Origin of the sequence: Ensifer sp. KUDG1 (genome assembly GCF_050434285.1) — a bacterium.
Classification (GTDB): Bacteria; Pseudomonadota; Alphaproteobacteria; order Rhizobiales; family Rhizobiaceae; genus Ensifer.
Genome location: NZ_JBNDIG010000008.1, coordinates 271,035 through 283,997 on the forward strand (window position 1 = coordinate 271,035; position 12,963 = coordinate 283,997).

At 62.7% G+C, this 12,963-nt stretch carries 9 protein-coding genes; 6 read left to right on the top strand and 3 right to left on the bottom strand.

The window, feature by feature from the left end; translation table 11 throughout:
* The first annotated feature begins 211 nt into the window (after nucleotides 1-211).
* Nucleotides 212-1,024, top strand: coding sequence for a MerR family transcriptional regulator (locus M2267_RS20820; RefSeq protein ID WP_429116721.1), 813 nt, complete (start codon nucleotides 212-214; stop codon nucleotides 1,022-1,024).
* Between the two features lie 140 nt (nucleotides 1,025-1,164).
* On the opposite strand, the gene fba is transcribed toward M2267_RS20820, so the two are convergent.
* A complete protein-coding gene (gene fba, locus M2267_RS20825; protein ID WP_429116723.1) occupies nucleotides 1,165-2,208 on the bottom strand; it encodes a class II fructose-bisphosphate aldolase in 1,044 nt (347 codons plus the stop codon).
* Between the two features lie 759 nt (nucleotides 2,209-2,967).
* Here fba and M2267_RS20830 point away from each other — a divergent pair.
* Genes M2267_RS20830 through M2267_RS20845 form a run of 4 tightly spaced genes read left to right on the top strand, consistent with a single transcriptional unit; the run spans nucleotide 2,968 to nucleotide 8,270 of the window.
* Nucleotides 2,968-4,566 (top strand): peptide ABC transporter substrate-binding protein, encoded by a 1,599-nt coding sequence (locus tag M2267_RS20830; RefSeq protein WP_192449736.1) that lies wholly within the window; start codon nucleotides 2,968-2,970, stop codon nucleotides 4,564-4,566.
* A gap of 54 nt (nucleotides 4,567-4,620) precedes the next feature.
* Entirely contained in the window at nucleotides 4,621-5,544 is a 924-nt protein-coding gene (oppB, locus tag M2267_RS20835) for an oligopeptide ABC transporter permease OppB (protein WP_034799616.1), read from the top strand.
* Nucleotides 5,537-6,667, top strand: coding sequence for an ABC transporter permease (locus M2267_RS20840; RefSeq protein ID WP_043613392.1), 1,131 nt, complete (start codon nucleotides 5,537-5,539; stop codon nucleotides 6,665-6,667). The genes oppB and M2267_RS20840 overlap by 8 nt, the downstream gene beginning before the upstream one ends.
* A gap of 1 nt (nucleotide 6,668) precedes the next feature.
* Nucleotides 6,669-8,270 (top strand): ABC transporter ATP-binding protein, encoded by a 1,602-nt coding sequence (locus tag M2267_RS20845; RefSeq protein ID WP_192449738.1) that lies wholly within the window; start codon nucleotides 6,669-6,671, stop codon nucleotides 8,268-8,270.
* Nucleotides 8,271-8,561: 291 nt separating this feature from the next.
* Here M2267_RS20845 and M2267_RS20850 read toward each other — a convergent pair whose 3' ends face one another.
* Both M2267_RS20850 and M2267_RS20855 read right to left on the bottom strand, forming a co-directional pair.
* A complete protein-coding gene (locus M2267_RS20850) occupies nucleotides 8,562-9,923 on the bottom strand; it encodes a sigma-54-dependent transcriptional regulator (RefSeq protein ID WP_429116728.1) in 1,362 nt (453 codons plus the stop codon).
* Nucleotides 9,920-11,746: a sensor histidine kinase gene (locus tag M2267_RS20855; RefSeq protein ID WP_043613383.1), complete on the bottom strand. Its 1,827-nt coding sequence runs from the start codon at nucleotides 11,744-11,746 to the stop codon at nucleotides 9,920-9,922. The genes M2267_RS20850 and M2267_RS20855 overlap by 4 nt, the downstream gene beginning before the upstream one ends.
* A gap of 234 nt (nucleotides 11,747-11,980) precedes the next feature.
* On the opposite strand from M2267_RS20855, the gene M2267_RS20860 reads away from it, so the two are divergent.
* Nucleotides 11,981-12,910 (top strand): VOC family protein, encoded by a 930-nt coding sequence (locus tag M2267_RS20860; protein ID WP_429116730.1) that lies wholly within the window; start codon nucleotides 11,981-11,983, stop codon nucleotides 12,908-12,910.
* Nucleotides 12,911-12,963 lie beyond the last annotated feature (53 nt).

Here is a 12,963-nt window from a genome sequence, read left to right on the forward strand (position 1 = left end):
TCTGGAGTTAATATATTGCATTTTTTCTGCAAGTTTATTGTGGAAGTGGTACACCTTTCACAGTCGATTGCAAATCAAATTTGGTGATCGAGACACCACGGTTGCTGATGCGCCGTTCTTGTCAGATCTCGATCGCGGCGGCTAAGGTTGCGGACACGCCGGAATTGCAAGGATTCGGGCAGCGCCGCTTGAGCGGTAAAGGGAAATTGGAATGGGCGCAGTGCGCTACAAGGTCGCCGAAGCGGCACGATTGGCGGGTGTTTCCGCCTCGACGCTGAGACTATGGGAGACGCAGGGTCTCGTTGTGCCCGAGCGCTCGCCGACGGGACATCGGCAGTATACCGAGAACGATCTTGCCCGGTTGAAGCGCATCTCCTGGTTCCGGGCCGAGCGCGGTCTCAATCCGGCTGCGATCCGTGAGGCGCTGGACGCCGAAGGGGCTGCGGACGACCAGCCGTCGGCGGCAGCAAGCGACGGTCCTGAAAACCAGGTCGGGCGCAAGCTGCGCAGCCTCAGGCACGCCGCCGGCAAGACGCTGGAGCAGGTCGCCGGTGAGGTCGGCATCGCCGCCTCGGTGCTCTCGACGCTGGAGCGCACGTCGCAGGGCGTCTCGGTCGCGGTGCTGCACAACATCGCTGAATTCTTCGGCACCACCGTTTCCAGCCTTGCCGGTGAAGAGGAGGCGGATGGGCGCGCCGTCGTTCGGGCCGGAGAATGGCGGACATGGCCGCGCACGACCCCCGGCGTCACGGTGCAGCTTTTGGCCGATGGCCGCAACCAGATGGATTGCCACCGCTTCGTGCTGGAGCCGGGCGCGTCCAGCGAAGGCGCCTATGGGCACGAGGGCGAGGAGTTTGTCTATGTCCTCTCCGGCCGTGTCGAGTTCATTCTCGACAGCGACCAGTTCTACGACCTCGGCGTCGGCGACTCGCTTTATTTCGAAAGCAAGCGGCGGCACGCCTGGGCGAACCGTCACGACGGCGAGACCGTGCTTCTCTGGGTCAATACGCCGCCGACGTTCTAATCGTCGGACGGTCACGCGGCATTTCCCAACTGAAACGAAATCGGCGCACGGTTTGAATAGAACCGCGCGCCGATTGGTGTTGTGAGCTTAGACAAGCCGTCTGCTCCCCGATCCGGTGATCCGGCGCGGGGTTAGTCGGATCAGCCAGCCGCGTAGCGCTTTGCCATTTCCGGCAGGCGCAGCGTGCGGATCTTCGAGGCCTTGCCGGCGGTGCGGAAGGCTTCGAAGCGCTCGCGGCAGACTTCGGTCATCAGCGCGGTTGCCGGCTTCAGGTAGGTGCGCGGGTCGAAGTTCTCCGGGTTCTCGGCGAAGTTCTTGCGGATCGTGCCGGTCATGGCGAGGCGCAGGTCGGTGTCGATGTTGACCTTGCGAACGCCAAGCGGGATCGCCTTCTGGATTTCCGAGACAGGAACCCCCCAGGTCGGCTTCATCTTGCCGCCATAGGTGTTGAAGAGATCCTGGAGATCCTTCGGCACCGACGACGAGCCGTGCATGACGAGGTGGGTGTTCGGCAGCTTCTTGTTGATCTTGGCGATCGTTTCGATCGACAGGATGTCGCCATCGGGCTCGCGGGTGAACTTGTAGGCGCCGTGGCTGGTGCCGATCGCGACGGCCAGCGCGTCAACGCCGGTCCTGGTGACGAAATCCAGCGCCTGGTCCGGGTCGGTCAACAGTTCGTCGCGCGACAGCTTGCCTTCGAAGCCGTGGCCGTCTTCCTTGTCGCCGGCGCCGGTTTCAAGGTTGCCGAGGCAGCCGAGTTCGCCTTCGACCGAAACGCCGGCCGCATGCGCGATCTTCACGACTTCCGCGGTGACGGCGACATTGTATTCATAGCTGGCAACGGTCTTGCCGTCCTTCTCCAGCGAGCCGTCCATCATGACGGAGGTGAAGCCGTTGGTGATGGCCGAGATGCAGGTCGACGGCTGGTCGCCGTGGTCGAGATGCAAACAGACCGGGATATGCGGATATTCTTCCGCGGCACCCAGGATGAGGTGGCGCAGGAACGCGTCACCGGCGTAGGAGCGCGCGCCACGGCTTGCCTGGAGGATGACCGGGCTGTCGGTCGCATCGGCGGCGCGCATGACGGCCTGAATGTATTCCAGATTGTTCACATTGAACGCCGGCAGCGCGTAGTCGTTCTCCGCCGCATGGTCGAGCAGTTGCCGCAATGTGATCAATGCCATTCGCTATCTCCCTTTGGATACTCGGTGCAACCTATGCGGCGCACCACAAAAACAATCCGGCCGATGAACCGCACGAAATGCATCGATGGCAAAGTCGATGGCCGGCTTTTTCGTGCGGCGTGACGGCGCGCGCGAATTGGTCGCGCCCACCGAAGTCAGGCGCACAATAGTTCATCGAAGTGGTTTGACAACCGGGCAAAAGGCAGGTTGCCAGAGGTCGAAACTCGCTTCAATCGATTTTACTGTGGACTGGATGCAACACCTTCAGTGTGAAGTGTTTTCACTTTCTGGTGGTGGCTGAGAGGAGGCGGAGTCGAGGGGCCTGAATGCAACCCCTGAGCGCTGGTTTCGTCTTCTGCACTATAGTGGTAGATGCCCTGTCGGAAACAGTCTGTCGACAGGAGCTGAGCGGCTCGCAAGAAGATTGCGGCAATACCCCTCTTTCTTTGCGCAGATTACGTAAACTGCCGCTAAAATTCACAAACTTTGCATCGGGGATGATTCGAAGCGCGATCCGGCCGAGGAAAAGCGCGGACCTAAAACGTTGCAGTAGATTTCGCAGAAATGCCCTGTTCACGTCATATGTCCGTCGCAAAGGCGATGAAAAGAATCGCAAACAAAATACAACCTATGGGATAGGTCGATTCCCTGCCTATAGATAAAGATGCAGACAGTCGCAGAATCCGCCTTGCGTTCGCGAACGATTTGCACTTCTCTCCTGCGATCACAAACCCAAAAAAGGGGAAGGAGAGAAACAAAATGGCATCACTGAAACTCAACCTGAGCGCTGCTGCGCTACTCGGCTCTTTGCTTATCACAGCGAGCCCGGCGCTTGCCGAAGCTGTCCTGCATCGCGGCAACGCAGGTGAGCCGCAGACGCTGGACCAGCACCACACCTCGATCAACATCGAAGCGTTCATCCTCAAGGACCTCTATGAAGGTCTGACGATCTATGACGCCTCTGCCAAGATCGTCCCCGGTGTTGCTGAGACGTGGGAGCTTTCGGACGATGGCACGGTCTACACCTTCAAGCTGCGCGCCGATGCAAAGTGGTCGGACGGTTCGCCGGTAACGGCTGAAGACTTCGTCTTCTCCTTCCGCCGCGTCGAAGATCCGAAGACCGCAGCCGGCTACGCCAACATTCTCTTCCCGATCAAGAACGCTGAAAAGGTCAACAAGGGCGAACTGCCGGCCGACCAGCTCGGCGTAAAGGCCGTTGACGAAAAGACGGTCGAAATCACGCTTGAGCGTCCGACCCCGTTCTTCCTGGAACTGCTCGCGCACCAGACCGCACTTCCGGTCAGCAAGGCAAGCGTCGAAAAGAACGGCGCAGACTTCGTCAAGCCGGGCGTCATGGTTTCGAACGGCGCGTTCACGCTGCAGGCCCATGTTCCGAACGACAGCCTGACCGTCGTCAAGAACGCCAACTATTGGGATGCGGCCAACGTCAAGCTCGACAAGGTCATCTTCTATCCGATCGACGACCAGGCCGCTTCGGTTCGCCGCTTCGAAGCCAAGGAAATGGACCTCGTCTATAACTTCTCGGCTGACCAGATCGACCGTCTGCGCACGTCCTACGGCGAGCAGGTCCACGTCTCGCCGTCGCTCGCGACCTACTACTATGCCTTCGACACCCGCCAGGAGCCCTATAGCGACGTTCGCGTCCGCCAGGCCCTTTCCATGGCTGTAGACCGCGACTTCCTTGCAAAGGAAATCTACGCTGGCTCGCAGCTGCCGGCCTACTCGATGGTTCCCCCGGGCATTGAAAGCTACGGCGAGCCGTCCAAGGCCGAGTTCAGCACGATGTCGCAGCTCGACCGCGAAGACAAAGCCATCGCTCTGATGAAGGAAGCCGGTTACGGCGAAGGTGGCAAGCCGCTCGACATCGAGCTGCGCTACAACACCAACCCGAACCACGAGCGCGTCGCGACTGCCGTCGCCGACATGTGGAAGAACACCTTCGGCGCCAAGGTGTCGTTGGTGAACCTCGACGTGTCCTCGCACTACGCCTACCTGCAGGAAGGCGGCAAGTTCAACGTTGCCCGCGCCGGCTGGCAGGCTGACTACGCGGACGCCGAGAACTTCCTGGCGCTCAGCGTCGGCTCCAACAAGACCTTCAACTACGGCCACTTCGAAAACGCTGAATTCGACGGCCTGATGAAGAAGTCCTACGACGAGCAGGACCCGGCAGCCCGCTCCAAGCTGATGCATGACGCCGAAGCGCTGCTGATGAAGGAACAGCCGATCGCTCCGCTTCTGACCCAGGCCGACCTGTGGCTGGTTGCCAGCCGCGTCAAGGGCTGGGCGGACAATGCTCCGAACGAGCACCTCAGCAAGTTCCTGAGCATCGCCGAATAACGAACAGAGACGACGCGCGGTCGGAAGGCCGCGCGTCGCCTCCGGAGTACGTCCATGATTTCCTTCATCCTTCGCCGATTGGCGAGTGCGGTGCCGACCTTGTTTATCGTCGTCACCATTTCGTTTTTCTTGATGCGGTTCGCCCCTGGTGGTCCCTTCAATCTCGAGCGTCCTCTTCCGCCACAAACGATGGCGAACCTGATGAAGACGTACCAGCTCGACCAGCCTCTTTGGCGCCAATACACGCACTATCTCAGCAATGCGGTGACCGGCGACTTCGGGCCGAGCTATGTCTACAAGGACAACAACGTCGCTGAACTGATCGGCAAGGGGCTGCCCTATTCGATGGAGCTCGGCTTCTACGCGTTGCTGATCGCGCTGATCGGCGGCGTTACCGCCGGAACGATCGCCGCGCTTCGGCAAAACAGCGTGCTCGATTTCACCATCATGTCGTTTTCGACGATAGGGGTCACCGTGCCCAATTTCGTCGTCGGTCCGGTGTTGACGCTGGTCTTCGCAATCGTGCTCGCATGGTTGCCGGCCGGTGGCTGGGGTGATGGATCGTTGCGCTTCCTGATCCTGCCGATGATCGCGCTGGCGCTGCCGCAGCTTGCAGTTTTCGCGCGTTTGACGCGCGGCTCGATGATCGAGGCGCTGCATACCGACCATATCCGAACGGCCAAGGCCTATGGCCTGCCATCCCGAACGGTGGTCGTCACCCATGCCATGCGTGGTGCGATGTTGCCGGTCGTCTCCTATCTGGCGCCCTGCGCCGCGGCCCTTTTGACGGGCTCGGCCGTCGTCGAGACGATCTTCACCATCCCGGGCGTCGGCCGCTACTTCGTCCTCGGCGCTATCAACCGCGACTACACGCTGGTGATGGGCACGGTTATTCTCGTCGCCATCTTCGTCATCGTCTTCAATCTCCTGGTCGACATTCTCTACGGCCTGCTCGATCCGAGGGTCCGCCATGACTGATATCGCCCAGACCCCGGCGTCGACGCCGGAAACGAAGGGGCGCAGCCTCTTCCAGCTCGCCGCCATGCGCTTCAAGCGCAACCGCGCCGCCATGGCCGGCTGCTTCATGCTCGCGCTGATCGCACTGTTTTCGTTCCTCGGTCCGTTCTTCGTTCCGCACACCTATGACCAGGTGTTCCCGTCCTATGTCTCGATCAGCCCGAGCCTCGAGCCGCGGCCGGATACGTCGACGCTTCAGGACGTGATGGAAGGTGTCGCCACCCGGGCACGCGTCACGCTGAAGGAGTTCAATCTCGAGGGTGAAACCTTCACCGCGACGATTACCTCCGAACAGCCGATCGATTCCCGTGCCACGCGCTACTTCGACCGCGCCAATGAATTCCGCGATACCCAGGTGGTGGCATCGGAAAACGACGGCAAGACGCTGAAGGTGACCGGTCAGGTCGACCGGGAATATTTCCCCTTCGGCACGGATTCCAACGGCCGCGACCTGCTCGTTCGCGTCATGCTCGGCGGCCAGATCTCGATCGCCGTCGGCCTGCTCGCGAGCCTCGTGTCGCTCGGCATCGGCGTCGTCTACGGCGCGACATCGGGCTATATCGGCGGGCGCGTCGACAACGTCATGATGCGTCTGGTGGAGATCATGTATTCTCTGCCCTTCGTCTTTCTCGTCGTCGTGCTCGTCGTGTTCTTCGGCCGCTCGTTCATCCTGATCTTCCTGGTGATCGGGGCGGTGGAATGGCTCGACATGGCCCGTATCGTGCGCGGCCAGACATTGGCGTTGAAACGTCGAGAATTCGTCGGCGCCGCGCAGGCACTCGGTCTGACGGACTGGCAAATCATCCGCCGGCACATCATCCCCAACACGATCGGCCCGGTCATCGTTTTCGTGACCGTCGTCGTGCCTAAGGTGATCCTGCTCGAGAGCTTCCTCTCCTTCCTCGGCCTCGGCGTTCAGGCGCCGCTGACGAGCTGGGGTGCGCTGATCTCGGAAGGCGCAAACAACATCCAGTCGGCGCCGTGGCTTCTGATCTTCCCGGCCATCTTCTTCGTCCTGACGCTGTTCTCGCTGAACTTCGTCGGCGACGGCCTGCGCGACGCGCTCGACCCGAAGGATCGCTGACATGGCTGATACCAAGGAAACCATCCTGGCCGTTCGCGGCCTCAAGGTGAACTTCTCGACGCCCGATGGCACCGTCGAGGCGGTCAAGGGCATCGACCTCGATGTGCGCACCGGCGAAACGCTTGCCGTCGTCGGCGAGTCCGGCTCCGGCAAGAGCCAGACGATGATGGGCATCATGGGACTGCTCGCCAAGAACGGCACCGTGACCGGCTCGGCCCGCTACCGCGGGCAGGAGCTCGTCGGTCTGCCGCCGAAGGCGCTCAACCAGGTGCGCGGCGCGAAGGTCACCATGATCTTCCAGGAGCCGATGACCTCGCTCGACCCGCTCTACCCGATCGGTCGCCAGATCGCCGAGCCGATCGTCCATCACCGGGGCGGCTCGTTCAAACAGGCGCGGGCGCGCGTGCTCGAACTGCTGGAACTCGTCGGCATCCCCGAGCCGGGACGCCGTATCGACAGCTACCCGCACGAGCTTTCGGGCGGCCAGCGCCAGCGCGTGATGATCGCCATGGCGCTCGCCAACGAGCCGGATCTGCTGATTGCCGACGAACCGACGACGGCGCTCGACGTGACGATCCAGGCGCAGATCCTCGATCTCCTGAAGTCGCTGCAGCAGCGCTTTGGCATGGCGATCGTGCTGATCACCCACGACCTCGGCATCGTCAAGCACTTCGCGGACCGCGTGGCCGTGATGCGCCGTGGCGAAGTGGTCGAACAGGGCACGACGGCCGACATCTTCGAGCGGCCGCAGGCCGACTATACGAAGATGCTGCTGGCTGCCGAGCCGAGCGGCCGCAAGGCATCTCCGCCCGACAGCGCGCCGATCATCCTGGAAGGGCGCGACGTCTGCGTCGATTACCAGATCGGCGGCGGTCTCTTTAAGGGTGGCAAGTCGGTCTTCCGCGCCGTCGACAGCGTCAATCTGCGCCTGAAGGAAGGGCAGACGATCGGCGTCGTCGGCGAGTCCGGTTCCGGCAAGTCGACGCTCGGTCGGGCGCTCCTGAGGCTCCTGCCGAGCAGCGGTCACTACCGCTTCGGCACGACGGATATTTCCGGCTTCGACCGTGGCCAGATGCGGCCGCTGCGCCGCACGCTGCAGCTTGTCTTCCAGGATCCCTACGGCTCGCTTTCGCCACGGCGCACCGTCGGCGAAATCATCACCGAGGGGCTACACGTGCACGAGCCCGAGCTCACCCGTGCCGACCGTGACCGCCGGGCGTCGGAAGCGTTGAAGGAAGTGGGACTCGATCCCGCCTCGCGTAACCGCTACCCGCACGAGTTCTCGGGCGGCCAGCGCCAGCGCATCGCCATTGCCCGCGCCATGATCCTGAAGCCGAAGGTCGTCATCCTCGACGAGCCGACCTCGGCGCTCGACCGGTCGGTCCAGGGCCAGGTGATCGAACTGCTGCGCGACCTGCAGCGTTCGCACGGGCTGTCCTACATCTTCATCAGCCACGACCTTTCGGTGGTGAAGGCGATGTCGGACTACGTGATCGTCATGAAGAACGGCAAGATCGTCGAAGAAGGCGAGACCGACGCGATCTTCGAGGCGCCGAAGCAGCCCTATACCAAGACGCTGATTGGCGCTGCCTTCAACGTCTGAGCCGGTCGCCGTGACCATTGCCGGGGACGCGAGCGATCGCGTCCCCTTTTTTGTTGCCTGCGTTTGCGCACTGCGCCCTTGCCTTTGCGACTTGCCGTATGCGCCATGATCGGAGGTCGCTTTTCATCGAAGACCCGGATCGCATCAAGGTGGAATTCGTCGCGACTGCCGACGCAGAATAGCGCGGCGGTTTCGGTGCGCGGGCGTTACCGCTCGGGGCATCGGGCCGGTGCGCCGATCCGACCGGCGAGGCGCGCCGGTCAAGGGCGTTGCGTTAGGCGCTCGACCGGGTCAATGCTCGCCGTCCGCAGAAAAGTCGGCGGCGACCAGTTTCTTGTCGAGCCCGAACTTCTGCATCTTCTCGTAGAGGGTCTTGCGCGAGATGCCGAGGGTCTCGTAGACCGGCTTCAGCGCGCCGCCATGGGCGGCGATGGCGCTGGCGATGAGACCCTTTTCATAGGCTGCCACCTTGTCGGCAAGACGGTTGCCGTTCTCCGATCGTGCGCTGTCGTCGGGGGCCGCATCGAGCCCGAGCACCAGCCGCTCGGCCGCATTGCGAAGCTCGCGCACATTGCCCGGCCAGTCGCGCTCGGCGATTTCGGCCAGCATCGACTGGGAAATTTCCACCTCATCCCGGCCGTAACGTGCAGCCGATTCCCTGACCAGTTGCAGGAAGAGCAGCGGAATGTCGGCGCGTCTTTGCGCAAGTGAGGGGACGCGGAGCGTTGCGACGTTGAGGCGATAGAGAAGGTCCGCCCGGAAGCGGCCGGCCGCCACTTCCTTCTCAAGATCGACCTTGCTGGTGGCGATGAAGCGCACGTCGAGCGGCACCTGCTCGTTCGACCCGAGCCGGGTGATGACGCGTTCCTGCAGCACGCGCAGAAACTTTGCCTGCAGGTCGAAGGGCATCGAGCCGATCTCATCGAGCAGGATCGTGCCGCCGCGACCGTGTTCGAACTTGCCGTAGCGCGGACGGATGGCGCCAGGGAAGGCGCCGGGCTCATGGCCGAAAAGTTCGCTTTCGATCAGGTTTTCCGGCAATGCGGCGCAGTTGATGGCGATGAACGGGCTGTTGGCGCGGGTGCTGAGGTCATGCAGCGTCCGGGCCAGCACCTCCTTGCCGACGCCGGTGTCGCCGATAATCAAGGTATCGGCATCGGCCGCGCCCAGTGCGCGGATACGGTAGCGCAGGTCGACCATGACCTGGCTTCGCCCGGGCAGTCGTTGCTCGATGTCGTCGCGCTTGCCGGCCACCGCCTTCAGCCGCCGGTTCTCGAGAACGAGCGCGCGCCAGTCCAGCGCCCGGCGGATCGTGCCGGCGAGCATCTGGGCTGCAAAGGGCTTCTCGACGAAATCATAGGCGCCTTCGCGCATGGCGCGAACGGCAAGCTGCACATCGCCATGGCCAGTGATGAGAATGACCGGCACTTCCGCATCGATCTCGCGGATGCGCTGCAGGAGCGTCATGCCGTCCATGCCCGGCATTCGGATATCGCTGATGACGACGCCCGGAAAACTGTAGCTGATGAATTCGAGCGCGCGTTCGGCGGCCGAAAAGGCGTCGACGCGGAAACCGGCGAGTTCCAGCGCCTGGGCGCTCGAATGGCGCACATCCTCTTCGTCGTCGACGAGCAGGATCCGGCTCTCGATCATTCAGCGGCCTCCCGGGCATTGCTGTTTTCGGCAGCGAGTTCGATGCGGAACTCGGCGCCGCCGCCCGCAGGGTTGGTGGCGATAAGGCTCCCGCCGAAATCCTTGATAATGTTATAGGAAATCGAAAGGCCAAGGCCCAGCCCCTTGCCGACGCCCTTTGTGGAAAAGAACGGATCGAAGATGCGCTCGGCAATCGCCGGGGCAATCCCCGGTCCCGGGTCGCTGACGGTCAGCACGACTTTGCCGTCTTCCTGTCGCGCACGCAGGCGGATGGTGCGGTCATCGAGCCCTTCGACAGCATCGGCGGCATTGGAAATGATGTTGACGAGCACCTGCTGCAGGCGCACCGAGCCGGCGCGAACGACGAGCGGTTCGTCTCCGAGATCGATGTCGATGCTTGCCGCCGCCGCCTTCAGTCGAACCGAGACGATTTCCATCGTATCGCGCACCACGTCCTCGACGAGAACGGGCCCGAGTTTCTCGTTCGGCTTGCGGGCGAAGTTGCGCAGGTGCTTGCTGATTGCCGCCATGCGGTCGACGAGCCCGGAGATGCGGCGGATATTGTCGGTCGCCTCGTCGGACCGGCCTCGTTCGATCAGCAGCGCGGCGCTGTCGGCATAGGTCTTGGCGGCGGCAAGCGGCTGGTTGAATTCGTGCGAGAGGGCAGCGGACATCTGCCCGAGCCCCGCCAGTTTCCCGGCCTGGATCAGATCGGCCTGCGTGCGGCGCAGCTGCTTCTCCGTCAGCCGCCGTTCGGCGATCTCTTCCTCGATCTGGGCGTTGACGCGGGCGAGGTCGGCAGTGCGTTCGTCGACCCGGCGCTCCAGCTCGGCCTGGGCTTCCGCCTGCATCGACAGGCGCTCGTTGAGGCGCGCCCGTCGCTGAAAAATGATGGCGACGCCGAGGCCGGCAAGGCAAAGCAGAAGCAGGGCGGCGATAACAGTCGTCAGCGCCTGTGTTCGCACCGACGCGGTGTCGACCAGCACGTTTACGGTCCAGTCGGCGTCGGGCATCCGCTGCGAAAGCATCAGGTATTCGCGGCTCGAGTTTCCGGCCGAAACGGTGAGGAAGTGACGATCGGAGGAGACGCGCTCCACGACGGGAAGGGCGTGCACGGTGGCGTCGGCGTAGCGCCTGGAGGCCTCGGTTCGCGCCAGCCGGTCCGATGTCAGCGGCAGGACCGACGCGTAGCGCCACTCCGGATCGCCGGACATGAAGATGATGCCTTCCGGGTCGGAGACGAAAATCTTGTACTCGCCGCCCTGCCAGGAGGCTTCGATGCGCTCGACATCGACCTTGAACACCATGACGCCGCGGATCTCGTTTCCGACCCGGATCGGGGAGCCGAAAAAGTAGCCGCGCTTCAGCGATGTCGTCCCGAGCGCATAGAACCGCGATTGCTGCCCGCGAAGCGCTTCCTGGAAATACGGCCTGTAGCTGAAATTTTGCCCGACGAAGCTCGTCGGCCCGTCATAGTTGCTGGCGGCGATGGTGTTGCCATCCGGCGTGATCACGTAGATGTCCGAGGACTGCAGCAGGCCGTTGATGTCCTTGAGATAGCTGTCGACGGCCTCCCGTAGCCGCCGGTCGCGCGGGCGGGTGACGAGTTCGCGGACGTCGTCATGATCCGCAATCAGCGCCGGCAGCGCCTGGTATCGGTTGAGGTGGCCGTCGAGTGCGGTGACGGCGAGGCGAAGCGCCGTCGTCGCCTGGGCGCTTGCCTCGCGCAAATAGCTGTCGGTCGTGACCGCATAGCCTTTCCATGCCAGCATGGCTGCAAGCAGCGGCAACAGCAGGAACGCCAGGACCAAGCGATGTTTCACAGATATACGCGCCCCTCCTCGCGTTGCCGCAGCAAATGCCGACGATCGATCTTAAGCATCGCGGCGAGGGCTCACAAGTCGCCTCCGGAATTCCTGTCTGTTGACGAGTTTCGGGTGTCGTCAATGTCGTGTTGACAATGCGTTTGGTTGCGGCCGTCTTTCGCAGAGGGGCAGATAGGCGCATCTAAGACCCAACGGAGCGCCCGGTGGCGCCGGAGAGAAAGGATCACGGCAATGCTCAATCAGATCAAGGGTCTGCATCACGTCACCTCGATGGCCGACGATGCGCGCGAGAACAACCTGTTCTTCACCAGGTCGCTCGGCCTGCGCCGGGTCAAGAAGACGGTCAACTTCGACTCGCCCGATGTCTATCACCTCTATTACGGCGACGAAGCTGGCACGCCTGGCACGGTCATGACCTATTTCCCATTCCCGCAGATGCCGCGTGGCCGCGCCGGTACCGGCGAAGTCGGAACCACCGTCTTCTCTGTACCTGAAGGCTCGCTCGGGTTCTGGAAGGAGCGGCTGGCGACGCTGGGGGTCACCGGTCTCAAGGATGAGGAAACCTTTGGTGAAAAGCGCCTGAATTTTGCCGGTCCCGACGGCGACGGCTTCGCACTCGTCGAGGTCAAGGACGACGGGCGGGCGCCCTGGACGGAAGGCGGCATTTCGGCGGACCATGCAATCCGCGGCTTCCATTCCGCAGCCCTGCGTCTGCGCGACGAAGGCGCGACGGCCGAGCTTCTGAAGTTCATGGGATACGAAGAACTCGATCGCAAGGATGGCGTCACCCGTCTGATCGTGCCCGGCGGCAACGATGCCCGCGTCATCGACCTCGAAACGATGCCGAACATCGGCCGCGCTTCGCAAGGGGCAGGCTCGGTGCATCACATCGCCTTTGCCGTCGAGAACCGCGAAAAGCAGCTCGAGGTGCGCAAGGCGCTGATGGACACGGGCTACCAGGTGACGCCGGTCATCGACCGCGATTACTTCTGGGCGATCTACTTCCGCACGCCGGGCGGCGTGCTGTTCGAGATCGCGACCAACGAGCCGGGCTTCGAGCGGGACGAGGATCTTGCCCATCTCGGCGAGGCCCTGAAACTGCCGCAGCAGCACAAGCACCTGCGTCCGATCCTCGAAAGCCACCTTGAGAAGATCGACTAGGAGACCAAGACAGAGAAGGCTCGCCGCTGCGGCGAGCCTCCGGTACCGGCACT